We start from the raw sequence: 24,116 nt of genomic DNA, 5'->3' as shown, positions 1-24,116 counted from the left end.
GGGACAACCTGCCGGTGCATCGGGCCAAGGCGGTGCGAGACTGGTTGGCCGCGCGCACGGAGCAGATCGAGGTCTTCTCCCTGCCCTCCTACAGTCCGGAGTTGAACCCGGACGAGGGTCTGAACGCTGACCTGAAGCAGGCTGTGACCCGCAAGCCGCCCGCCCGGGGCAAGCCTGAACTCAAGCGTACCGTCATCAGCCACATGCGTCGGCTCGCCAAGTTGCCCGGCCGAATCCGCAGCTACTTTGGGCATCCGTCATTCCGCTATGCCGCATAGTTCAAGTTCACCCAAGCCGGATCAGTAACAGGTCGCACCCCATTTCCGTTCCGAGCCTACATGGCCGGTGAACTGTGCAAGGATGTCGCAGTCAGGTGCGATATCCTTGCTTCGAAAGGACACGGTCTCGGGAGGGCGCCAAGCTTCGCTGACCAAGCCTCTGCGAGAGGCTCGCCATCGTCAGAACAACTTCTTGTTGCCTCGATGTGAATAGTGCGAAAGATCGGGCCGGGTGCGTACACCCGGCCCCTTTTGCCGTTATTGCGCGCCAGCCACTGCCAGAACGGTCGTGAGCACGGTCTTCTTCACTGCATGGTTGCTTTCGGGTTCGGTATCGATCCATTCATCGAGCGAGTGAGAGCGTTCGGACTTGCCGACCCGCGGGATGGTCAGCGCCGGAATGTTCAGGCTCATCGGCATGTTGGAGTCGGTCGAGCCGCACTCATAGGTCGGCTTGCTGCCGTTCGCGACGAAGGCGGCGGTGGTGAGCTGCACCAGATCCGTTTTCTCATCTGTGCGTCCCGCCGGTCGGTCACCCACGAGCTTGATGTCGGCCGTGATTGTTCCTTCCTTCGTCGACCGCGCGAAGTTCTCCGTCTCAAGGGACTGATTCACGATCGCAAGGAAACGCTTCTCGAGGCGGTCCAACTCTTTTGCGTCCTCGGAGCGCATGTCGAATTCCATCCAGACCTCGTTCGGTATGGCGTTGACCGAGGTTCCACCCTGCACGACGCTTGCCGAATAGGTGGTCTTAGGCCTGGTCGGGGTCTGGACTTTATAGAGTTCGACGACCGTCTGAGCCAAGGCCGTCATGGGGTTGACGAGGCCAAAGGCGCCGAAGCTATGCCCGCCCGGTCCCTTGTAGGTCACCCGATAGCGTTTCGAGCCGACGCCACAATTGGTGATCCGGGTCGTGCCGCCGCCGTCGAGGGAAAAGAAATACTTGGCTTGATCCTTGTATTTGCCTTTCGTGAAGAAGTAGCGAACGCCGCGCAGATCGCCGAGCCCCTCCTCACCAACGTCGCCCAAGAAGACGACGTCGCTCTTGGTCTTGATCCCGGCGGCGTCCATGGCACGCACGATGCTGAGCAGAGTGGCAAGGCCACTGCTGTCGTCGCCCACGCCGGGAGCCAGAAGACGCGTTCCCTCGCGCTTGACCTTGACGTCGGTTCCTTCGGGAAAAACGGTGTCGAGATGGGCGGAGACGACCACCAGCGGCCCACCGCCAGTGCCTTTCCGCACGCCCATGGCATTGCCTTCTTCGTCGATCTCGACATCGCTCAGACCGTGGGCCTTGAGCATCTCCGCATAGGCCTTGGCGCGAGCCTCCTCCTTGAAGGGCGGGGCTGGGATTTCCGTAAGCTTGATCACCTCACCGACCCAGCGGTCGTGATCTTTCTGCAGTGCGTCGACGGCTGTCTTGAACGATGGGCTGTCCATGACGCGCTTGACGGTTTCTGTATGGGCTGGCGTAGCCTCCTGCGCCAAGGCAGAACCCGCAGCCATCGTTCCGACAGCCAGCGCAGACAAGAATGCCCTTGAGATCGGGTGCACGATACTTCCTCCTTTGGTGATTGATTTATTTGACCTGAGAAGGCGCAGGGAGATTCCCTTTGAGCGGGTAATCATCCCCTGCGCCAAGTCGTTGAAGGGGTTGCAGGACTCAGTTCTTCTTTTCCAGGACTGGGAATTTGATGCCCAACTGGTCGAGATAGGTGGCGTATTTCGATGGATCGTAATAGTATTTCTTCATCTCGGGCCGATACTGCGCCATGATATCGGCGTTGATCTGCACCTGCGGCTTGTCGGTGGCCGAGATCATCGGTACGTATTTCTGATTCTTCTGCTGGTCCTTGGCGAAGTAGTCCTTCGCCTGTACCAGGAGCTGCGGCTGCACCAGCAGATCGATGACCGTCATCGCGATCACCTTCGAGCCCGCGACGACGCCCTTATGCGCGATCGGCGTCGCCATCGACATCGCGTTCGACCAGTGATGGCCGGGAAGGTTGGGAATGTTCGACGGATAGTTCAGGGTGATCGTCGGAACCGTCCACGAGATATCGCCGATATCGTCGGAGCCGCCGCTTTCCGGCTTGTCCACGGGCGGCTCGAGCTTCTTCAACTCGGTTGCAAGTCCTTCCTCCTTGCCCTTGACGGTGCGTTGGACCGCTTTGGCGAAGGCCTGCTCATCGTCGTTCCATTGCGGCAGGCCGACCTGCTGGATGTTGGAGTAGGCGGCTTCCGCAATCGGTTTGTTGAAGTGGCGCGGCGCTGCCGTGCCGATGACCTGCCGGCTGACGGTGGTATCCGTCATCTTCGCCGCGGCCTCGGAGATAGTGTTCGCGACCTCGAAATTCTTGCGGATGTTCTCGAAATCCATCTCGCGGATGAAGTACCAGACGCGGGCGACCGAAGGCACGACGTTGGGCTGGTCGCCGCCGTCCGGGATCACATAATGCGACCGCTGCTCCGGGCGCAGGTGCTCGCGGCGCATGTTCCAGGCGATGTTCATAAGTTCGACGCCGTCGAGCGCGCTACGTCCCCTCCACGGCGCCGCGGCCGAATGGGCAGACTCGCCCTGGAACGTGTATTCGACCGAGACCATGCCCGTACCGTTGGGCTGGCCCCAGGTCGTCTGGAGATTGTTGCCGACATGGGTGAAGAGCACCGCGTCGACGCCATTGAACACGCCGTCCCGGACCATATACGCCTTGCCGCCAAGAAGCTCCTCGGCGACGCCCGGCCAGAGCATGATGGTTCCGGGGATCTTGTCGCGTTCCATGATCTCCTTCAAGGCAAGTGCCGCGACGACATTCAGGGCCTGGCCGGAATTGTGGCCCTCGCCATGTCCCGGCGCTCCGTCGATCATGGGGTCACGATAGGCGACGCCCGGTTTCTGGGATGCTTTCGGGATGCAGTCGATATCGCTGCCGAGCGCGATCACCGGACCGCCCGAACCCCATTTCGCGACCCATCCCGTCGGCAGGCCAGCGACGTTCTTCTGAATAGTGAAGCCGTTCTTCTCGAGAATGTCGGTGATGTATTTCGAGGTCTCGAATTCCTGGAACGCCAATTCACCGAAGCTGAAGATCGAATCGTTCATCTCCTGGGCGAGTTTCGCGCGCGCCTCGACTCCCTGGATGGCTTGCTTCTTGAGTTCCGCGATCCGTTCCACAAGCGTTGCGCTCGGCGCGGCCGTCTGCGCAGCGACAGGCGCGGCGGTGGCGAGCAAGGCTGTGAGCAACACACTGGGCAGCAAACCATGTTTCATGAGATCCTCCCGGGTCATTGAATTGGCGCCGGCAAATCGGATGGCGCAGTCGCTATACGATCAGATCCAGCGCAACCAAGCTTCGGCGCAGGGCGCAGATCAGTCATCCGTTATATTCATGACTTCACGTGGAACTACTCTTTCTGTTGCACGTTTTACTATGTTGCGGTGGAATTGGGATAAGTCTTTCTAAGACGACGGCCAGCCTGGCCAATGCGCTCCGGTCGCCTGGGAAGGTGGTTGATCGTCGGACTGGCGTTGGACAAAACGGTCGGGCTTGAACGGCTTCTCACCCCAGAGGATCGATCCTTAGGCTTGGTGCTGAAAGTGACCTCGACACGCCTTTCTATGGAACCGCTTTCATGACCGTGCGTCCTTCTGCATCCCACAATCTGATGATCCGCAAACTGGAGAGTATCGTCTCGCTCTCCGACGAGGAGAAGCAGGCCCTGAGGGGCTTGCCGATTCAGGTCACAAGCCTGAAGACCGATTCAGATATCGTGCGCGTCGGTGACCGGCCATCACACTCCTTCCTGCTCGTGGCGGGGTTCACCTGCGTGTACAAGCTGACCGCCGAGGGCAAGCGCCAGATCGTGGCCTTTCATGTGCCCGGCGATATGCCGGACCTGCACAGCCTGCACCTGAAGGTGATGGATACCAGCATGGCGACGGTCACGCCATGCACGATAGGCTTCATTCAGCACGAGGCCCTGATCCAGATCTGCGACCGATACCCTCGAATTAGTGCCGCTTTCTGGCGCGAGACCCTGGTCGATGCCTCCATCTTCCGCGAGTGGATGACCGGCATCGGCAGGCGAGAGGCCTACAACCGCATGGCCCACCTCCTGTGCGAATTCCAGGTGCGCTTGAGCGCGGTTGGCCTGGCAGAAGACGATACATTCGATCTGCCGATCACCCAGACCGAACTGGCGGATGCCATCGGTGCCAGCAATGTCCATGTCAATCGGATCCTTCAGGAATTGCGGGCCAACGGCCTGATCCGGACCTCGGGAACGCAGGTGAACGTTCCTGACTGGCAGAAGTTGAAAGAGGCAGGCGACTTCGACCCGCTCTACCTTCATCTCCGGCAGGATTGATCAGCATGACCTTGACGTTTCAGTCCGTGCGGGTGGCTACGGAGTACGACGAGGAAGGCATGCTGGTCTTCAACGGAAATCGGCGGCTTGTGGCCGTGCTGACCCGATTGTCAGAGCAGAACGAGATTGCACCGGGGCAATGGTTTCTGGAGGCGGGCTTCGGCCGACTGGGCGGCATCAGTCATCCAACCTTCGCCAATCTCGAGACTGCGCAGGTTTGGATCAACCAGCGACTGGTCCATCAGAACTGAGCCGTTCCGTGGTTCCAATACCGGCGATGGTCGCGCAGGGCGGCCCCAACGTCTCGGATGGCAGCGGTGCTGTGCCTCGGAACCAGGATCTGGAACAAAATTCTCCCATAAGGTCATTCAGGAGAAGATACAGCTCGTTTGGCGCGTTCTAAAAAAAGAACGTTCCAATTGATTTTCCGAACGTTCCCTCGCGATAATCCACCGATCGTTCAGCTCGAAGCTCGATTGCGCAGGGGATTTATCGTGACGTTCCAAACTCGCTTCAGACGCAATTTCGGCCTCGCGGCCTTGGTGGGAGCCACGTTCCTGACAGGTTCCCCGATGTGGAGCAGCGGCGCATTGGGCGCAGGGGCCGAGGGTGCGCCTGTGAAAGGTGGCTCGCTGGTCTATCTCGAGCAGCAGGCCCACACCAACCTCTATCCGCCGGCAGGCGGATTCTATCCCAACGGCGGCATCCTCAATCAGATCACCGACAAGCTGACCTATCAGAATCCGAAGACGCTCGAGATCGAGCCATGGATCGCTGAATCGTGGTCGGTCAATGCCGATGCGACGGAATACACCTTCAAGATCCGAAAGGGCGTGACGTTTTCCGACGGCACACCGCTCGATGCGGCCGCCGTGGCCAAGAACTACGACACGTTCGGACGCGGCAACAAGGATCTGAAGCTGCCGATCTCGGAGGTCATCAACAACTACGACCGCAGCGAGGTCATCGACCCGCAGACGGTCAAGTTCACTTTCAAGAAGCCGTCGCCCGGATTCCTGCAGGGCACCTCCGTGATCGGCTCCGGGCTCGTTTCCCTGAAGACGCTTGCGCTGCCTTATGAGACGCTGGGCGATGCCACGAAGATCATCGGCTCCGGCCCCTTCGTCGTTGCCAGCGAGACGCTTGGGCGTGAACTCACGCTGAAGGCACGTCCTGACTACAATTGGGGACCGGCCAAACTCGAGCATCAGGGCCGCGCCTATCTCGACGAGATCAAGTATCTCATCACCCCGGAAGACAGCGTGCGCATCGGCGCCCTGGTGGCGGGGCAGGCCGACGTCATTCGACAGATCCAGGCCTATGACGAAAAGCAGGTCGAGGATGAGGGATATCTGATCTACGCGCCTTCGACCCGCGGTGTGAACAACAGCGTCGTCTTCCGTCCCGATAATCCGCTCGTCGCCGATGTCCGCGTTCGCCGTGCGCTGCTGCAGGCCACCAGCACGGACGAGATCGTTGCGACCCTGTTCTCTGACAATTATCCGAAGGCGACGTCGATCATCGCCAAGACGGCGCTCGGCTATGTCGATCTCTCGCCGAAACTGTCCTACGACCTTGCGAAGGCCAAGCAGCTGCTTGACGAGGCAGGCTGGAAGGTCGGCGCGAATGGCCGGCGGCAGAAGGATGGCCAGGCGCTCGAACTGTCGGCCTACGAGTCCCTGCCGCAGCCGCAGAACAAGGAGACGCTGCAGCTGGTTGCGCAGCAATGGGAAAAGATCGGCGTGAAGCTCAACGTTCTCACAGCCGACTCGGGCAGCGCGGTCGTGAACAATCTCGATCCATCTAAGGCACCTGTCTCGCCCGCGATGGTCGGTCGCGCCGATCCCGACGTGATCAAGAGCCAGTATTACCCGACGAACCGCAATGTCCTCCTGCAGAAGGGCGGCAACAGCGACAAGGTGCAGTCCTTCGTCGACGAGCGGCTGAATGCACTCCTCGATCAGCTCGCCTCCGAGCCCGACCGCACCAAGCGCCTTGCCATCGCAGGTGAAGTCCAGAATTACGTGGTCGACCAGGCCTATGCGATCCCGATCTTCGAGGAGCCCCAGGCCTTTGCCGCCGCCCCTTACGTGAAGGGCGTGTCCTTCGAGGCTGTCGGTCGTCCCAGCTTCTACAGCACCTGGCTGGCGCCCCGCCGCTAAGGATTGCATGGAGCCGGCCGGGCATCGCGGAAACGATATCCGGCCGGCTTCGTGGAACCTCTCGATGATCGGACAGGAAGCTCCCATGTCGCGCTACGTGATTGGAAGGATCGGGCAGGCGGCCCTCGTGCTCTGGGCCGCGTTCACCGTTTCATTCATCCTGCTGCAGGCTTTGCCGGGCGATGCTATTCTCATCAAGTTCCTCAATCCCGAGCTCGGCTTAGGGCCTGAGCAGATCGCGGATATCCGCGCTTCCTATGCGGCCGACAGCCCGCTCTGGATGCAGTATCTTCACACCGTCGCGAATTTCCTCACCGGACGTTTCGGCTATTCCATTCATGCGGGCGTGCCTGTCGGCGATCTGATACTTGCCAACCTGCCGCCGACCCTCTGGCTTGCAACGCTCGGCTTTCTGCTATCGGTCGTCGTTGCGGTCATCCTTGCCGCGCTCTCGGCATTGTCGCCGTTTTCGTGGCTGCGCTCGTTCATTCAGTCGATCCCGTCGCTCTTCATCTCCACGCCGGTCTTCTGGCTGGGAATCCTGCTGATCCAGGTCTTCTCGTTTCAGCTCAAGCTCATTCCCGTCATCAACCCGGGACCCTGGCAGGCTCTGATCCTCCCCGTGCTCACGTTGGCCGTTCCGATTTCGGCGCCGCTTGCCCAGATCCTCATGCGCAACATCGACCAGGTGCTGACGGAGCCCTTCGTCGCGGTCGCCCGTGCCAAGGGCGCCTCCCATCGCTGGGTGTTGTGGAAGCATGTGGCGAAGAATGCGGTTCTGCCGACTCTCACCATCGCCGGCATCCTCTTCGGCGAGCTTCTGGCCGGTGCGGTAGTCACGGAAGCGGTGTTCGGTCTCAACGGCCTCGGCGGGCTGACCCAGCGCTCCGTCAACGATCAGGATATCGCGGTTCTGCAGGCGATTGTCGTGTTCTCGGCTGCGGCCTTCGTACTCATCAATCTCACGGTGGACCTGCTCTATCCCGTTTTCGATCCTCGCCTGAGAGCGAGACAAGGAGCTCTCGCATGACCGGCCTGAACACGATCGGGCGCAGCCTGCTGCGCGACGATGCGGATATTCTCAAGAGCCCATCTCCCCCATCGAGGCGTATCGTCTCTGGCGCAGCTTGGCTGAAGGTCGTCAAAGGCCTTCAGCCCGGCCTGGTGTTGGCCTGGTTCGTCATGGCGATCGTCGTGCTCTGGGCACTGTTTCCGCAATGGTTCACCAGCTACAGCGCCACGGTCGGTGTCGCCCGCCAGCAGTTGCGCGCGCCGAATGCCGAGCATTGGCTCGGCACCGATGCACTTGGACGTGATCTTCTGGCCCGCATCATCTATGGCGCCGGCAATTCGCTCTCGGGTGCCTTCGTGGCCGTCGGCGTCGGCCTCGTGGTCGGCACGACGCTCGGCATCGTTGCGGGATCTGCCCGTGGTAGGATCGATGGGGCTATCATGCGCGGTGTCGATGTGTTGCTGTCGATTCCGCAGCTTCTCCTGTCGCTCAGCATCGTCATCCTCTTGGGGTTTGGCATTCTCAACGCCGCCATTGCCGTCGGCGTGACCTCCATCGCCAGTTTCGCGCGCCTTGCCCGCTCCGAGGTGGTGAGGGTCCGCGCCAGCGATTATGTGGAGGCGGCCTTCGGAAGCGGCGGAACGTTCGGCCGCGTGCTGCTGCGCCACATCCTGCCGAATTCGCTCACGTCCGTGATCGCCTTCGCAGCGCTACAGCTCGGATGGGCGATCCTGACGATCTCCACGTTGGGCTTTCTCGGCTACGGCGCGCCTCCGCCGACGCCGGAATGGGGCCTGCTGATTGCCGAGGGGCGGAACTACATCGCGCGCGCCTGGTGGCTGACGACTGTTCCGGGAATCGTAGTGATCCTTGTCGTCCTGTCTGCGAACCGCATCAGCCAGTCCTTCGGAAAGGTGACAGCATGACCACCGCGATCAATATCCGGCCGGTGCCTGCCGATGTTCCGAAACTGCCGCTTCTCGAGATCAGCAACCTCGCCGTGGGCTATCGCGGCAGTGACGGATTTCAGCGGGTCGTCCATGAGGTTTGTCTCCTGGTGCGGCCGGGCGAAGTCGTGGCTCTCGTCGGCGAGTCGGGCTCCGGAAAGACCACGACCGCGCAGGCGGTGATCGGGCTTCTGGCAGAGAACGGCCGCGTGGAGGCCGGTGCCGTCAGGTTGAATGGCACTGACATTGCGGGCTGGTCGCAGAGGCAGCTCGATACGATCCGCGGCAGCAGGATCAGCCTGATCCCGCAGGATCCGACGAGTTCACTCAACCCGGTCAAGACCATCGGGGCCCAGGTCGCCGAAGTGCTCCAAATCCACCGACAGGGCAGCAGGGCAGAGATCGACGCGCGCGTGATCGAGCTTCTGACACGCGTCGGCCTCTCTCAACCAGAGCTGCGCGCCAAGCAGTATCCGCACGAATTGTCGGGCGGCATGCGTCAGCGCGTCCTGATCGCCATCGCGATCGCCCTGCGGCCGGCCCTGATCATCGCTGACGAGCCCACCAGCGCGCTCGATGTGACGGTGCAGAAGCGCATCCTCGACCTGATCGATGAACTGCGCCGCGAATACGGCACGGCCGTTCTGCTGGTGACGCACGATCTGGGCGTCGCGGCCGACCGGGCCAATCACATCGTAGTGCTCAAAGGCGGGCGTATCCAGGAGCAGGGCCCGACCGCCGAAGTTCTGGCCTTCCCACGCAGTGAGTATACGCGCAAGCTCCTCGCCGATGCTCCCTCTCTCGGCAAGGCTCGCGCCGTTCCTCGCATCAGATCCCCGCTTATCAGCGGGAGCGACGATGCCATCGCGGTCGAAAGCCTCGTGCAGGACTTTTCCATAGGCGGAAACCGGGAAGTATTCCGTGCGGTGGATGGCGTGTCCTTCACTGTCAAGAGGGGAACCACCCACGCCATCGTCGGCGAATCCGGCTCGGGCAAGACGACGACCGCGCGCAGCATCGTCGGCTTTCAGAAGCCCACATCGGGGCGCATCCTCGTCGACGGCATCGATGTCACCATTCTGCGCGGGGAAAACCTGCGCCAGTTCCGCAAGACGATTCAACTGGTCTACCAGAATCCCTTCGCTTCGCTCGATCCGCGGCAGACCATCTTCCAGATCGTCGAGGAGCCGCTGCTGAACTTCGATCCCTTGCCTCGGGAGGACCGGGCGAAGAAGGTTCATGCCATTCTCGAGCGGGTCGGTCTTCCTCAATCGGTCCTGGCCCGCAAGCCACGCGCCCTTTCCGGAGGGCAGCGGCAGCGCGTTGCCATTGCCCGCGCGCTGGTGCTCGATCCTCAGGTACTGGTGCTGGATGAGGCCGTCTCGGCCCTCGACGTCACGGTGCAGGCGCAGATTCTGGCGCTTCTCGACGAACTGCAGCAGGCCCTTGGGCTGACCTATCTCTTCATCTCTCACGACCTCGCAGTGGTCCGCCAGATCTCGGATACAGTCTCGGTCCTGCACAATGGCCGCCAGGTCGACAGCGGCCCCGTCGAAGATGTGTTCCTGCGACCGGGCAGCTCCTACACGCGCGAACTCATCAGCGCGATTCCCGGACAACGCGGCATCGGCCAGCACTAATTGCAGAAGATCAAGCGGAGCAAATCGATGGCAATATCCTCGCAGCCCAAAAGGCTCGGCTTCTTCACCCGCCTGCTGGACGAGGCAAGCGCAGGCGAGCGTTATCGCCTCGCGGCTGAGCAGATCATCCATGCGGAGCGGTGGGGTTTCGACTCGGCCTGGGTTGCCCAGCACCATTTCCATGAGGCGGAAGGCGGGCTTCCTTCGCCCCTTGTTTTCCTGTCCCATGTGGCGGCGCGAACCTCGAGCATTCGCCTTGGCACGGGAATCATTACCCTGCCGCTCGAAAACCCCGTTCGGGTGGCGGAAGATGCGGTCGTGCTGGACCTTTTGTCCAGCGGTCGTCTTGAGGTCGGCGTCGGAACCGGCGGAACGCCCTCGTCCTTCACGGCCTTCGGCCTGGACAGCGCCAGCCGCTCCGAAATCTATGAGCGGCATCTCGCGGTTCTGCGGAACGCCTGGAGCGGCGGGCGCTTCGAGGGCGGGGATTCTCTCTACCCGTCCGCGCCGGACCTCAATGATCGCGTCTGGCAGGCGACCTTTTCCGTCGGGGGCGGGATCCGCGCCGGCAAGGCTGGTGACGGCCTCATGCTCTCGCGTACTCAGCCGCGACCGAAGGATGCGCCCGGGGCAACTCTCGCCGATATCCAGCATCCTATCATCGATGCCTATCTCGAGGCGCTGCCGGAAGGCCGGGAGCCGCGTATCGTCGCCTCGCGCTCGCTGTTCGTCGCGGACAGCAGGGAAGAGGCCCTGCGTCTCGCCGAAAAGGGGTTGCGTCGTGTCGTGACCGATTTCGCCGCCAAGGGGCACGTGATCCCCGGTGACACCCTGATGGACATCATCGCGGCTCTCGACACGCATGTGGGCACACCCAAGGACGTGATCGAGAGTCTCAGCCGGGATACCACTCTGCCGCGGGTGACCGACCTCGTGTTCCAGGTCCATTCGATCGACCCGCCGCATGAATACATCCTGCGGTCGATCGAATTGATCGCAAGCGAGGTCGCTCCGGCTCTCGGCTGGCAGAAGCCTGCAGCCAAAACTGAAAAGCGCGTTGCCCTCGTGCGCTGAACCAATCACGCCAACAACCTGAATGTGAGAAAACCATGAGCACAATCATATCGGACGTGATCGATCATCTTGCCGGGATCCAGCCGGGGTCCAGCCTCGACAGATTGCGTGATCAGCGACCCCAGGCCCGGGAGAATGCGCAGAGGAGTTTTCTGGCGCTCTTCGAGCCGGAGGTCCCCGGCCATGTCACGGCCATCGAGCGCTATGCCATCGCCACGTTCGTGGCAGGGCTGCACCGGCAAGCCCATGTGACGGATTTCTATGCGGCATCCTTGCAAAAGCTCGGACATCCGAGGCTCACCGATGCCATCAGGTCGGAGATTGCCCGGGGTTCCGTGACAGGCCCCTATGGTCGCTATCCGCAAGGTCCTCTCACGGTCGAGGATGAGGAGGGGCCGGAGTACCAGGTCTCCGCGGACAACAGGGAGCGTCTTGGATCCCGGCTTGTTGCCGGATTGCAGCATGCCCATCTGCTCGTCTTCCATCCCCGCGACGCAAGTCCGGCCGCGCTGCAGAGGCTGCTAGATGCCGGATGGTCTACCACCGATGTGGTGACCCTGTCGCAGCTCGTCGCGTTCCTGTCCTTCCAGATTCGCGTTGTCGCAGGCCTGCGCGCCCTGGCGGGTGCGTCTGCGGTCGAGAATGCCGACGCCGATCATACGCAGATATTCACGGGCGTTCTTGCGTCCGGAACCGTTTGAGAAGGGGCACTTCCATGACCGAGACAACCTTATCCCATCCCGAAAATCGCGAGCCCACCGCATTCACGCAGGAGGAATTGGGCTGGCTGCCCTGGCTGGAGCCGTTTCCTGCGGAACAGCTCACCGAGCGGCACTGGGCCGGCCTCGTCGATGCGTCTCGCGCCAAGTCGCCATACTTCCTCCTGCTCGCCCGCGATCCCGATATCCTGCAGGCCAGAACGAAGACGGATAAGGACATCTTCTACAACACGAGCAACGGCCTTCCCCGGGCCGAGCGCGAACTCGCAGCCACGGCCACCTCGCGATCCAACGGCTGCATCTTCTGCGCTTCCGTCCATTCCCGTTTTGCGACGCAATTTTCCAAGCGGGGCGCCGACGTTCAGCGCTTGCTCGACGAAGGCGTCGATGTGGATATCGATGGTCGCTGGAACGCGATCGTTGCAGCCTCGGTGACATTGACGGACACGCCGATCGAATTTGGCAGCAGGCAAATCGAGGCGCTACGTGTCGCGGGGCTCGGCGACGCGGAGATCGTGGATGTCATCAACGGCGCATCCTTTTTCAACTGGGCGAACCGGTTGATGCTCTCCCTTGGCGAGCCGACACCCCCGGTCAGCTCCTAGAGCGATTTTCGGAGGATCGGACCAGTTCGGACCGAACGGTCATCTCGAAGCCTCATCACGTTCGTGCGATGTGAGAGGCGATGAGCTGGCCTGAAGGCGCAAGCGGTCTATGCTGCCCTTCGGTGATCTGGGCCTGGAGTTCTGCGATGACCGACTATCCCGCTCTCCGTCTTGATCGACGTTCTCTACTGATTAGGACAGCAATCTTATCGGTCTCTGCCATAACCCCGAGGGCTCTGTTCGCGGCCGCGCTGGTCCCCACACCAGGGCAGACGGAAGGACCCTTCTATCCCGTCGAGTTCCCGCCGGACATGGACAGCGATCTGGTGCGCGTCACGGGTCAGGCCGCTCAGGCGCTTGGCCAAGTGATCCATGTGTCGGGACGTGTGCTGGATACTCGTGGGCAGCCAAAGCCCGGAAGCGTGGTGGAGATCTGGCAGTGCGATGCCAATGGCATCTATCGCCACCCTCGTGCCGGCGGTCAGGGACGCATCGACCATGCCTTCCAGGGCTATGGTCGCACGCAGGTGGACGAACAGGGGCTATACAGGTTCCGCACCATTCGACCGGTGCCTTATCCGGGGCGGACGCCGCACATTCATTTTGCCGTGCATGTGCCAGGGCAGGGACGTCTGGTCACACAAATGTATATCGAGGGCGAGCCCCTGAATGCACGGGACGGGGTCCTCAACCGCATCCGTGATCCTCTGGCGCGAAACAGCGTGATCGTGCCGTTGGCTTCCGGGCAGCTATCCGAGCCGGGCGCGCTTCAAGGACATTTCGATATTGTCGTGGCGGCATAGGCTTGGCTCTGCTTGCGGGCTGCAGCTCGACTCGATCTGCGTGCCTGCGGAAACGTCACCGCCAGCCTAATGCCGGAGCGACATGCTTCAGGATGGCCTCGATCACATGCACATTGTAGTCGACGCCGAGCTGGTTCGGCACCGTCAGAAGCAGCGTGTCGGCCTCTGCAATCGCTTCGTCCGTCTTGAGCTCGTCCACGAGCCTGTCCGGCTCCGCAGCGTAGGAACGGCCGAAGATCGCGCGCATGTTGTCGATGATGCCGATCTGGTCGTTGTCCTTGCCGTGCCCGAAATAGGCGCGGTCGCGATCATCCACGAGTGCGAAGATCGAGCGCGAGACGGATATGCGTGGCTCGCGGGCATGCCCTGCCTCTTTCCACGCTTCCTTGTAGCGGCGGATCTGCTTGGCCTGCTGGACGTGGAAGGGTTCGCCTGTCTCATCCTCCTTCAGCGTCGAGCTCTGGAGATTCATGCCATGCTGCGCGGCCCAAATTGCAGTCGCATTGGACGCGGAGCCCCACCAGATGCGCTCGCGCAGTCCCTCCGAATGCGGCTCAAGGCGTAGCAGTCCGGGCGGGTTGGGGAACATCGGACGGGGGTTCGGCTCGGCAAAGCCCTCGCCCTTGAGGATGTCGAGGAGCACTTCCGCATGTCGGCGGCCCATATCGGCATCGCTCTGGCCCTCTTGGGGCGCGTAGCCGAAATAGCGCCAGCCATCAATAACCTGCTCGGGCGAACCTCGGCTGATGCCGAGCTGGAGGCGTCCACCGCTGATCAGATCGGCCGCGCCCGCGTCCTCTGCCATGTAGAAAGGGTTCTCGTAGCGCATGTCGATGACGGCCGTACCGATCTCGATACGGCTCGTCTTGGCACCGATTGCCGCCAGAAGTGGGAAGGGGGAGGCGAGCTGGCGCGCAAAGTGGTGGACGCGGAAGTAAGCGCCATCCGCGCCGAGTTCTTCGGCTGCTACGGCAAGGTCGATGGACTGGACGAGAGTATCCCGGGCCGACCGCGTCTGTGACTGCGGGGAGGGGGACCAGTGTCCGAAGGAGAGAAAGCCGATCTTTTTCATGAAGCGGTCCCGTGCAAATGCCTTCCGTCGATTCGACACGATAGCAGGCAGATTGGCCGATCGCGCAGAATCTCCTTATGAGCCGATCTTTGTCATTTGAGCGGAAAATGCACGTCAAATGGCATGGCCGCGTCGATGTCATGCTTGGGGATGGCGACTATGGCCGCCATCCCTAACGGAGCCGAGCGTTGGCTAGGCTGCCTTGCGGCAGGCCTCACCAATCGTCTCCGCCAACTGCTGGCGCACCGTATCGATGGCCTGCTCGCGAACCTCCGGACCGAAGGCGAGCTTCTCCGCCCGAAGGAAGGTCACATCGGTGATGCCCATGAAGCCGAGCAGGTTGCGCAGATGCGGCTCCTGTGAATCCATGACTTGCGCCGGCCCTTCGCTGTAGAGACCGCCGCGGCTGACGATGACAACGGCTCGCTTGCCCTCAATCAAGCCTTCAGGGCCGCTCTCGCTGTAGCGGAACGTGATGCCGGCACGCAGCACGTGGTCGAACCAGGCCTTCAGGGTCGATGGCATGCCGAAATTGTACATGGGCGCACCGATGATGAGCGTATCGGCCGCCTTGAGTTCGGCGATCAAGTCGTCCGAGAGGGATCGAGCCGCAGCCTGGGCCGCGTTCTCGGGCTCCGCTCCACGCAAGGCGGTGGCCGAGTCGAAATTCAGGTGCGGAATGGGATCGCTGCCAAGATCGCGGGTGATGACTCGGAGGCCGGGATCATGGGAACGCAGGCGGGCGACGGTTTCCGCAACGAGCCGGCTGGAGACGGAGGCGTCGCCGAGCGCGCTGCTGGTGATCACGAGAGCTGTGGACATATGACAATCCCTTCAGGGCTTCTGGTCAATGCGATGCCAGAGACCTAGTGTTTCATCCGATGCAGTAGAAGGTGCATATTCAGCACCAGACTGTTGTCCCGGGAGGAACACCACGTGATCGATCTGGAGGATCTGAGGAGCTTCGTCGAGGTCGTCGAGAGCGGCGGGCTCAACCGCGCAGCGGCACGTCTTGGCATTTCCAAATCGATCCTGAGCCGGCGGATCACGCGGCTGGAGGCCGACCTCGGCACCCGCCTCCTCAGCCGAAGCACGCGCGGCATCAGTCCGACGGAGGCCGGCATCGAGTTCAAGGCACGATGTGACCGGATCCTCGCGGAACTGGAAGTAGCGCGCGACGTCGTTGCCGAACAGGGCCGATCGGTGCGCGGGCGCCTCCGGTTATCCGCGCCGTTGTCGTTCGGCGTGCGGCACCTCACCCCCGTACTGACGGAACTGGTCCGGCTCCATCCCGGTCTAGAGCTCGAGGTGTCCTATACCGACCGCTTGGCAGACCTGACCGGGGAGCGGTTCGATGCTGCGGTTCGCATCGGCTCCCTTAGGGATTCCAGTCTTGTGGCCCGAAGGATTGCACCGGTGCGATCCGTTCTTGTCGCAAGTCCGGATTACCTAGCCCGCCATGGATGGCCGAACAGCCCACAGGACGTCGCGGCGCATGAGTGCCTGATCTACACCGGTCGCCTCGTGCCGGAGTGGCAGTTCCAGTCGGGCAAGCGGCTGATCTCGATACGGCCGGAGGGGCGGTTGAGATCCGACAGCGGGGAAGCGATTCTCCAATGGGCGATCGCAGGGTATGGGATTGCAGACGCACCTTCTTTCCTGGCTGCCGATGCCATCGAGAGCGGTGCGCTTGTGCCTCTCCTGCTGGATTATCCGATGCCCGAATATGGCATCTACGTCGTGCGTCCGCCGGGCTCCTATGTTCCAGGCAAGGTGCGCGTCTTGATCGACATGCTCGTCGACCGTTTCGGAGGCACGCCTGAATGGGACCGGTGCTTGATGAAAACCAAATGAGAGCTGATGCCACTTGTTCTGGAAGTTCTTTGGCATCCGCTCCGCCGATGCGGAGATAGTCTGCCTTCCTAACAAAGTGACGCACGATTGGGCCGATTTTCCGCTTGACCTGCGACCGGCATCTCTCCATTTTTATAAAAATAGAAATCATTTCTACAGAATAGAAACATGGGCAAGGAAACAGAACGCCACGTGGCTGCCGTTCAGGCCGCTCTGCAAATCCTGGATGCTTTCGAGAGCGCCGAAGGCTTGCGCCTGGGCGAGCTTCACCAGCGCACCGGCCTGACCCGCAGCCGCATCCTGCGATATCTGGGCACGCTGGAAGCGTCCGGTTTCATCGTCGTGAATGTGGACCAGGGCACCTATGAGCTCGGCCCCAAGGCATTCAGGCTCGGATGGCTTGTGCGCGATGCCTATAACGGCCTGACCGGCCTCGTCCGTCCCCGGTTGCGGCATCTGTCGGAGAAGGCCAAGGCGACGGCATTCTTCTCCGTCGTTCGCGGTGATGCGCGCCTGGTCATTGCCCGCGAGGAGCCCGAGCAGGGCCTGCGCTACGCCATTCCTGAGGGACAGGTGAGGCCGCTGCATGTGGGCGCTACCGGAAAGGTTCTCCTGGCCTTCAGCCCGCAGGCGTTGAGAGACCGTGTCCTCGATGGACATGCCCTTGAAGCCCTGACCCCGACCACGGTGACGGATCGGGAAGCCCTTGCTGTGCAGCTCGGGGAAATCGCACGCGAGCGCATCTCCGTCAGTTTCGGCGAGGCCACCAGCAGCGCCTTCGCCGTCGCCGTCCCGGTCATCTCCACCCGCGGGAGGCTCGTCGGAGCCCTCACGCTTGCGGGGCCGCTCGACGAATACGAGCGGTCGGGCGAGCTCTGCCGCCAATTGCTGCGCGATGAGGCCGGCTACCTGAGCACACGGGTCGGCGAGGCTCCCTAACACAGGCTCAGGAGGAGCTGTCGTGTCGAAGTTACTGAAGAATACGGATGTGCTGTCAGGATTGTTTGTGCTCGCCATCGCGGCCTTCTTCCTGATCGGCGGCCGAAACTACGAGATCGGAACGCTGGAGGAGATGGGGCCGGGCTTCGTTCCCCTGCTGCTCGGCAGCGTCCTTGCAGCTCTCGGTGTAGTGCTTCTCGTCCAGGGCGCCGCGACACAGGCGACCGGTCTGACCGTCTCGGGCAATTGGGCAATCGGGCCGATGATCCTGATACTGGGCGCCATTGCGCTTTTTGCGTTCACCTTGAGACATGTCGGCTATGTGGCCGCCTGCGCGATGGTCGTCGCCATCAGCGGCCTTGCCGCACCGGACCGGCGCATGCGCGAGATCCTCATCGAGGCCGTCCTGCTCGCTGCGATTTCCGCGCTCCTGTTCGTGGAAGCCATCGGTATGCCCATGCCGCTTTTTCCGTGGAGCAACTGAATGGAACTCCTTTCGAATCTCGCTTTAGGTTTCGGCGTTGCTCTTACGCCCGCCAACATCGCTTATTGCTTCGCCGGCGCGCTGCTCGGAACCCTGATCGGCATTCTGCCGGGTCTGGGGCCGGTGGCGACGGTGGCGATGCTTCTGCCCGTCACCTACGCGCTCGAACCGACATCGGCTCTGATCATGCTGGCGGGCATCTATTACGGCGCGCAGTACGGCGGCTCGACGACCGCCATTCTCGTCAATCTTCCGGGTGAGGCATCCTCCGTCGTCACCTGCCTCGATGGCTACCAGATGGCGCGGCAGGGTCGCGCCGGACAGGCACTCACCGTCGCCGCAATCGGCTCGCTCGTCGCCGGTTGTTTCGGAACCCTGATGCTCGCGGCCTCCGCGACCGCCCTCGCATCCGTCGCGCTGAGCTTCGGTGCCGCGGAATACTTTTCCCTGATGCTGCTCGGCCTGATCGCCGCTGTGGTTCTGGCCTCCGGATCCGTCGTCAAAGCCATTGCGATGATCGTGACCGGCGTGCTGCTCGGCATTGTCGGAACCGACATCAATTCCGGCGTCGAGCGGTATACGTTCGGGATCTTCGAGCTCTCCGACGGCGTCGACTTCGTCGTTGTGGCGATGGGTGTCTTCGGCCTGACCGAAGTTCTCAAGAATCTGGAGCGTGTGAGCTCCCGCGATCTGGTGACGACCGAGATCACCAGCCTGCGTCTGGACCGGGAGGATGTCAGGCGTGCAGCCCCCGCCATTGCGCGCGGCACGCTGCTCGGATCGGTGCTGGGAATTCTCCCGGGCGGCGGAGCGCTCCTGTCCTCCTTCGCGGCCTATACCCTGGAAAAGCGTGTGTCGCGGAGGCCTCAGGAATTCGGCAAGGGTGCGATCGAGGGCGTTGCAGCTCCGGAAAGCGCCAACAACGCTGCTGCGCAGAGCTCCTTCGTTCCGATGCTGACCCTCGGCGTTCCCGCCAACGCAACGACCGCGCTGCTGATGGGCGCCATGATGATTCACAACGTGCAGCCCGGCCCGAAGGTCATGGACAGCAATCCGGAGCTGTTCTGGGGCCTCATCGCCTCCATGTGGATCGGAAACGTCATTCTCGTGATCCTGAATCTGCCGCTGATCGGGATCTGGGTGAAGATGCTCAAGATTCCCTATCGGGTTCTCTATCCGGCGATCGTCGTTTTCGTGACGGTCGGCGTCTTCAGCATCCAGAATTCCACCTTCCTGATCTACGTGATGCTGTTCTTCGCGGTCTTCGGCTATGTGCTGAGCAAGCTGAACTTCGAGGCCGCACCGCTGCTGCTCGGCTTCGTTCTGGGCCCCTTGCTTGAGAGCAATTTCCGCCGGGCCATGCTGATCTCCGCCGGGGACGCGACTGCCTTCCTGACCCGCCCAGTCAGTGCCGCGCTGCTGCTGACCGCCCTTTTTCTCCTGGTCCTGCTCGTCTCGCCGTCATTCCGACGCCGACGCGAAGAGGCGTTCCAGGGTGAATGATCATTCCGACAACTGAAGAGGAGATATTCGGATGAGTGCCGCTCAAGCGACATCGACCACGCAAACCCTTGCCGAGGAGTACGACGAGTACAAGGCCGCCGGCCGGATCTGGGGTCAGGTTCCGCAGGACCGGATCAAGAGGATCAAGTTCCCGCGCGTTTCAAAGGCAACGATCGATCAATACCTCGCGCTTCAGGACATGACGACCACCGTCTCCGATATCCTCGACGGTCTCGGACTGCGCGGTGTCGTGGCTTCGACCCATCTTCCGCCGCTGCTGCCCGGCAAGAAGATCGCCGGAACGGCTGTCACCCTGCGCAATATTCCCGAGCGCAAGACGCCGACGCAAGGAGCCTACGACAAGGATCCGATCAAGATGTCGACCCGCGAGGTCTATTATCTCTCGGAGCCAGGCGACATTCTGGTTGCAGATTTCGGCGGCAATCTCGACGTCTCGAACATGGGCGGGCAATCCTGCACCGTCGCGAAGACCTCGGGCTTCGCAGGCTCCATCGTCAACGGCGCCGTGCGCGATCTGACCGCGATCCGCGAGATCGACTATCCTGTCTGGGCCAAGGGCGCGACGCCGATCACCGGCAAGTTCCGGATGGAAGCCATCGAGATCAACGGGCCCGTCACCGTGCACGACATCGTCGTCTATGCCGGCGATCTCATCGTCGCCGACGACAGCGGCATCTGCGTGGTCCCCTTTGAGCATGTGGACCGGGTTATCGCCGAGGCGCAGGCCATCGAGCAGGCCGAAGACGTCATGCGCGACCTGATCAATAACAAGCGACCCATCAGCGAACTGCGCCCGCTCTTCCGCAAGCGCTACGACTAACGAATCCCGAGGGAGGAAACGATGCATAAATCCCAATTCAGCAAGGCCGGCCTAGCCGGCCTGGCAGGCCTGGCCCTCGCGCTCGCCGCGTGGGGCGCGCCTGCCGCCGCCCAGGATTGGCGGCCGACCGGTCCCGTGACCCTCATCGTGCCGTCGAGCCCTGGCGGCGGGCACGATTCCAATGCCCGCGCCCTGGCGCAGGTCATGGAGAAATACGCAGGCAAGCCGATCGTGGTCGTCAACCAGCCCGGCGGCGGTGGCGTTGTCGCCTATAATGAAATGATGAATGCCGCACCCAATGGGCAAACCATCGGGCAGGTGTCCACATCGCTGGTGACGGACAATTATCGTCTCGAGAGCATCAAGTACGATGAGACGACCTATCGGTATATCGGACAGATCGCAGCCGATCCGAATCTTTTGGTCGTCGCAGCCAAGGGACCGTACGGCAAGATGGACCTGAAGCAGTTCATCGAGGCTGCGAAGGCCAAGCCCAACAGCGTTCTGATGGGTGTGTCGGGCAACTGGGGCAACCAGGATTACAATCGGCACCAGATCGAAAAAGTGTCGGGCGCCAAGTTCCGCCGCATCCCCATCAAGGGCGGCCGCGAGATCCTGCTCGGCATCCTGTCCGGCGATCTCTCCGCCGGTCTGCTCTATCCCTCCGAGGTCAAGGCGCAGATCGATGCGGGCGAGCTGAAGGTGCTCGCTCACAACGGCGATGCTTCCCTCGACGGAATGCCCGACGTGAAGAGCTTCAAGGAGCAGGGATACGACGTCAATCTTTCGGTCTGGCGTGCGCTGGTTCTTCCGAAGGGCACGCCCGACACCATCGCCAACGGCTGGCAGGAGATCCTGCGTCAGACCATGGCGGATCCGGCCGTCAAGACGGCATACCGCTCGGTCTCCATCGGCTATGCCTATGCGGATGCAAAGGCTACCCAGGCCCTCATCGAACAATCGAGAGATCAGTTGAGGGTCATCAGCGAAGAAGTCGGGCTGATCAAGAGGTAACGGGCACTGCGCTCCGCTGAGGAAAATCTCACGACCTGAGCGGAAGGTCCGTCAAATAACGGAAGCGGCGGCCCGACGGCCGCCGCCTCTATTGGCCGCTGCCGACCATCTCATAGGCCGGCGTGTAGGGCAGGCCCTGCGCTTCCGCAACAGGCTGGCAGGTCACCTCGCCGTCGCACACGTTCAGGCCGGCAAGCAGGTGCGGATCCTGCGAGAGCGCCATGCGCCAGCCCTTGTCCGCGAGAGCCAAAACGAACGGCAGCGTCGCGTTGTTCAGGGCGAGCGTCGATGTCCTGGCGACCGCGCCCGGCATGTTGGCGACGCAGTAATGGACGACACCGTCCACCACATAGGTCGGATCGGAATGCGTGGTCGGATGCGAGGTCTCGAAGCAGCCGCCTTGATCGATGGCGATGTCCACGACGACGGAGCCCTTCTTCATCGTGCGTATGATCTCGCGGCTCACCAGCTTCGGTGCGGCAGCACCTGGGATAAGCACCGCGCCGATCAGCAGATCAGCCTCCTGGGCCAGCTTCTCGATGGCGGCGCGTGTGGAATAGACCGTTGAGATCGCATTGCCGAACTGGCTCGAAAGGCGCTTCAGAGCATCCGGCGACCTATCGACCACCGTTACCTGTGCGCCCATGCCGACGGCAATCGTGGCCGCGTGGGTGCCGGATACGCCTCCGCCCAGGATCACGACCGAAGCGGCCCGAACGCCGGGGACGCCGCCGAGCAGGATCCCGCGCCCGCCCTGCGCCTTTTCGAGGGCATGGGCACCCACCTGCGGCGCGAGCCGCCCCGCGACTTCCGACATGGGGGTCAGGAGGGGCAGGGCGCCGGAGGGCGAGGTGACGGTCTCGTATGCGATGCAAACGGCCTTCGACGCGATGAGGTCCCGGGTCTGCTCCGGATCCGGCGCAAGGTGGAGGTAGGTGAACAGGATCTGGCCGGGCCGCAGGCGCTCGCGCTCCTGAGCCTGGGGTTCCTTCACCTTCACCACCATCTCGGCATCCGCAAAGATCTTCTCCGGACCGTCGACGATCTCGGCGCCGGCGAGCCTGTAATCCTCGTCGGTAAAGCCCGACCCGAGTCCCGCGCCGGCCTGGACCATGACGCGGTGGCCATGATGCACCAGTTCCTGAACGGAAGAGGGGATGAGCCCAACGCGGGCTTCGTTGTCCTTGATCTCAGACGGCACCCCGACCAGCATGTGAGCGTCTCCCGGAAATTCCGACCTTGCGTCGTTGTGGGTTGTTCTGTTGCCGAGCCGATGCTAGCGCATCGCGCGGAAAAGTGGATCAATTTTCGCTGGCGCAGCCCCGTTTCGTGTCCGGCGACACGCTCCCTAAGGGCATGTCGAACGGGCAGGCTCGCTCGCCTGCCCATTCTCACAAAGCGCTTTAGAGCGTCCTGGTCACGGCTTCCACGGCGCCCTTCGTGGCGGCCACGATCGTGTCGGCCTCATCCCTCGTCAGGCAGAGCGGGGGAGCAAAGCCGAGGATGTCTCCCTGCGGCATGGCGCGCCCGATGACGCCCCGCTCGAGCAGGGCCGCCGTGATGCGCGGTCCTACCTTTTCCGACACGTCGAAGAACTCTCGATCGTCGCGGTCGCGCACGAACTCGACGGCGGCCAGCAGGCCTTCGCCACGCACCTCACCGACGAAGCGGTTGGAGCCTACCGCATCGGTGAGCGCCTGCTTGAAATAGGCGCCCACTTCTCCGGCATTGGCGACGAGGTCGAGTTCGTCGACCACTTCCAGGTTCGCAACGCCCGCCGCTGCACAGAGTGGATGCGACGAATAGGTCCAGCCATGGCCGATCGCGCCGTATGTGTCCGAACCCTGCTCCAGCACGCGCCAGACCTTGTCGGACACGATGACGCCGGAGAGCGGCGCGTAGGCCGATGTCAAACCCTTTGCGATGGTGATCAGGTCGGGCTTCATGCCGTAATGGTCCGACCCGAACATGGTGCCGAGGCGGCCGAAGCCCGTGATCACCTCGTCCGCTATGAGAAGGATGTCGTATTTGCCGAGAACCGCCTGGATCTTGTCCCAGTAGCCCTTCGGCGGCGGGACGATGCCGCCGGTGCCGAGCACCGGCTCGCCGATGAAGGCGGCAATCGTGTCCGGACCTTCGGCCTGGATCATCTCATCCAGTTTGTCCGCGCAGTATTGCGAGAATTCCTCCTCGGACATGTTGCGGTCGGGGCGGCGGAAATAATAGGGCGCTTCCGTGTGCAGAATCGGCGGACGCGGCAGGTCGAACAGGTTGTGGAAGGCCGCAAGGCCCGTGAGGCTTCCGCTCATCAGGCCCGAGCCGTGATAGCCCCGCCAGCGGGAGATGATCTTTTTCTTCTCCGGCCGTCCGAGCACGTTGTTCATGTACCAGACAAGCTTGATGTTGGTCTCGTTGGCATCGGAACCCGACAAGCCGAAGAACACGCGGCTCATGCCCTTCGGAGCGCGGTCGATGATCATCTTGGCAAGGCGGATCGAAGGCTCGGAGCCGTGCCCGACATAGGCATGGTAATAGGGAAGAGTTGCCGCCTGGGCCGCGATGGCGTCCGTGATCTTGGTACGGCCGTATCCGACATTGACGCAGTAGAGGCCCGCGAAGGCGTCGAGGCTGCGCTTGCCCTCACGATCGACGATATAAACGCCTTCGCCGCCAGCGATGATGCGGTTCGGCGTTTCGCCACGCGCATGCTGGGCCATATGCGTCGAGGGATGGAAGAAATGGTCCCTGTCCCAGGCGTGGAGTTCGTTGTCGAGGTTGTTGTTGTCATGCAGCATGGAATG

Annotated in this window: 23 protein-coding genes; 17 read left to right on the top strand and 6 right to left on the bottom strand. The window is 62.2% G+C overall.

From position 1 onward, the window contains the following. A partial coding sequence (locus tag JKL46_RS13850; RefSeq protein ID WP_201833690.1) for a transposase occupies positions 1-278 on the top strand: 278 nt, incomplete at its 5' end. Between the two features lie 258 nt (positions 279-536). On the opposite strand, the gene JKL46_RS13845 is transcribed toward JKL46_RS13850, so the two are convergent. After that, positions 537-1,784, bottom strand: a complete 1,248-nt coding sequence (locus JKL46_RS13845) for a M20/M25/M40 family metallo-hydrolase (protein ID WP_201833688.1) — start codon at positions 1,782-1,784, stop codon at positions 537-539. 157 nt (positions 1,785-1,941) lie between these two features. Continuing rightward, positions 1,942-3,549: an amidohydrolase gene (locus tag JKL46_RS13840; RefSeq protein WP_201833686.1), complete on the bottom strand. Its 1,608-nt coding sequence runs from the start codon at positions 3,547-3,549 to the stop codon at positions 1,942-1,944. A gap of 362 nt (positions 3,550-3,911) precedes the next feature. Here JKL46_RS13840 and JKL46_RS13835 point away from each other — a divergent pair, with 362 nt between their 5' ends. The 10 genes from JKL46_RS13835 to JKL46_RS13790 all read left to right on the top strand — a co-directional run bounded on the left by JKL46_RS13835 (position 3,912) and on the right by JKL46_RS13790 (position 13,608). After that, complete coding sequence (locus JKL46_RS13835) at positions 3,912-4,646, top strand: Crp/Fnr family transcriptional regulator (RefSeq protein ID WP_201833684.1); 735 nt, start codon at positions 3,912-3,914, stop codon at positions 4,644-4,646. A gap of 5 nt (positions 4,647-4,651) precedes the next feature. Then, complete coding sequence (locus JKL46_RS13830; protein ID WP_201833682.1) at positions 4,652-4,897, top strand: hypothetical protein; 246 nt, start codon at positions 4,652-4,654, stop codon at positions 4,895-4,897. Between the two features lie 321 nt (positions 4,898-5,218). Beyond that, positions 5,219-6,808: a TIGR04028 family ABC transporter substrate-binding protein gene (locus tag JKL46_RS13825; RefSeq protein ID WP_246529310.1), complete on the top strand. Its 1,590-nt coding sequence runs from the start codon at positions 5,219-5,221 to the stop codon at positions 6,806-6,808. A gap of 85 nt (positions 6,809-6,893) precedes the next feature. Beyond that, the gene (locus JKL46_RS13820; RefSeq protein ID WP_201833678.1) at positions 6,894-7,838 is read left to right on the top strand and encodes an ABC transporter permease; all 945 of its coding nucleotides are present in this window, start codon (positions 6,894-6,896) and stop codon (positions 7,836-7,838) included. Continuing rightward, positions 7,835-8,746, top strand: coding sequence for an ABC transporter permease (locus tag JKL46_RS13815; protein WP_201833676.1), 912 nt, complete (start codon positions 7,835-7,837; stop codon positions 8,744-8,746). Before JKL46_RS13820 ends, JKL46_RS13815 begins: the two co-directional genes overlap by 4 nt. Continuing rightward, the gene (locus JKL46_RS13810) at positions 8,743-10,407 is read left to right on the top strand and encodes a dipeptide ABC transporter ATP-binding protein (protein WP_201833674.1); all 1,665 of its coding nucleotides are present in this window, start codon (positions 8,743-8,745) and stop codon (positions 10,405-10,407) included. The genes JKL46_RS13815 and JKL46_RS13810 overlap by 4 nt, the downstream gene beginning before the upstream one ends. 27 nt (positions 10,408-10,434) lie before the next feature. Continuing rightward, positions 10,435-11,481, top strand: a complete 1,047-nt coding sequence (locus tag JKL46_RS13805; protein WP_201833672.1) for a putative FMN-dependent luciferase-like monooxygenase — start codon at positions 10,435-10,437, stop codon at positions 11,479-11,481. A gap of 35 nt (positions 11,482-11,516) precedes the next feature. Further along, the gene (locus JKL46_RS13800; RefSeq protein ID WP_201833670.1) at positions 11,517-12,182 is read left to right on the top strand and encodes a CMD domain protein; all 666 of its coding nucleotides are present in this window, start codon (positions 11,517-11,519) and stop codon (positions 12,180-12,182) included. Between the two features lie 14 nt (positions 12,183-12,196). Next, complete coding sequence (locus JKL46_RS13795; RefSeq protein ID WP_201833668.1) at positions 12,197-12,805, top strand: alkylhydroperoxidase domain protein; 609 nt, start codon at positions 12,197-12,199, stop codon at positions 12,803-12,805. 146 nt (positions 12,806-12,951) lie between these two features. Continuing rightward, entirely contained in the window at positions 12,952-13,608 is a 657-nt protein-coding gene (locus JKL46_RS13790) for a dioxygenase family protein (RefSeq protein WP_201833666.1), read from the top strand. 55 nt (positions 13,609-13,663) lie between these two features. On the opposite strand, the gene JKL46_RS13785 is transcribed toward JKL46_RS13790, so the two are convergent. Continuing rightward, positions 13,664-14,680 (bottom strand): LLM class flavin-dependent oxidoreductase, encoded by a 1,017-nt coding sequence (locus JKL46_RS13785; RefSeq protein ID WP_201833664.1) that lies wholly within the window; start codon positions 14,678-14,680, stop codon positions 13,664-13,666. A gap of 192 nt (positions 14,681-14,872) precedes the next feature. Continuing rightward, positions 14,873-15,502, bottom strand: a complete 630-nt coding sequence (locus tag JKL46_RS13780; protein WP_201833662.1) for an FMN-dependent NADH-azoreductase — start codon at positions 15,500-15,502, stop codon at positions 14,873-14,875. A gap of 114 nt (positions 15,503-15,616) precedes the next feature. On the opposite strand from JKL46_RS13780, the gene JKL46_RS13775 reads away from it, so the two are divergent. The 6 genes from JKL46_RS13775 (at position 15,617) to JKL46_RS13750 (ending at position 21,315) form a co-directional block, all read left to right on the top strand. Beyond that, on the top strand, positions 15,617-16,534 hold the full coding sequence (locus JKL46_RS13775; protein ID WP_201833660.1) for a LysR substrate-binding domain-containing protein: 918 nt from the start codon (positions 15,617-15,619) through the stop codon (positions 16,532-16,534). 168 nt (positions 16,535-16,702) lie between these two features. Beyond that, on the top strand, positions 16,703-17,473 hold the full coding sequence (locus JKL46_RS13770) for an IclR family transcriptional regulator (protein WP_201833658.1): 771 nt from the start codon (positions 16,703-16,705) through the stop codon (positions 17,471-17,473). Between the two features lie 22 nt (positions 17,474-17,495). After that, positions 17,496-17,957, top strand: a complete 462-nt coding sequence (locus JKL46_RS13765; protein WP_201833655.1) for a tripartite tricarboxylate transporter TctB family protein — start codon at positions 17,496-17,498, stop codon at positions 17,955-17,957. After that, positions 17,958-19,460 carry a tripartite tricarboxylate transporter permease gene (locus JKL46_RS13760; RefSeq protein WP_201833653.1) on the top strand — a complete coding sequence of 501 codons (1,503 nt, stop codon included), beginning with the start codon at positions 17,958-17,960 and terminating at the stop codon, positions 19,458-19,460. Positions 19,461-19,491: 31 nt separating this feature from the next. Next, positions 19,492-20,301, top strand: a complete 810-nt coding sequence (locus JKL46_RS13755; RefSeq protein ID WP_201833651.1) for an RraA family protein — start codon at positions 19,492-19,494, stop codon at positions 20,299-20,301. Positions 20,302-20,322: 21 nt separating this feature from the next. Beyond that, positions 20,323-21,315: a tripartite tricarboxylate transporter substrate binding protein gene (locus tag JKL46_RS13750; RefSeq protein WP_201833649.1), complete on the top strand. Its 993-nt coding sequence runs from the start codon at positions 20,323-20,325 to the stop codon at positions 21,313-21,315. Between the two features lie 88 nt (positions 21,316-21,403). On the opposite strand, the gene ald is transcribed toward JKL46_RS13750, so the two are convergent. Both ald and JKL46_RS13740 read right to left on the bottom strand, forming a co-directional pair. Then, positions 21,404-22,528, bottom strand: a complete 1,125-nt coding sequence (gene ald, locus JKL46_RS13745) for an alanine dehydrogenase (RefSeq protein WP_201833647.1) — start codon at positions 22,526-22,528, stop codon at positions 21,404-21,406. A gap of 190 nt (positions 22,529-22,718) precedes the next feature. Next, a complete protein-coding gene (locus JKL46_RS13740) occupies positions 22,719-24,110 on the bottom strand; it encodes an aspartate aminotransferase family protein (RefSeq protein WP_201833645.1) in 1,392 nt (463 codons plus the stop codon). Positions 24,111-24,116 lie beyond the last annotated feature (6 nt).

It is taken from the genome of Microvirga zambiensis WSM3693, assembly GCF_016735695.1.
Taxonomy (GTDB): domain Bacteria; phylum Pseudomonadota; class Alphaproteobacteria; order Rhizobiales; family Beijerinckiaceae; genus Microvirga; species Microvirga zambiensis.
Note: the sequence above shows the minus strand (reverse complement) of the source record. Positions and strands in the feature narration are given on the sequence as shown.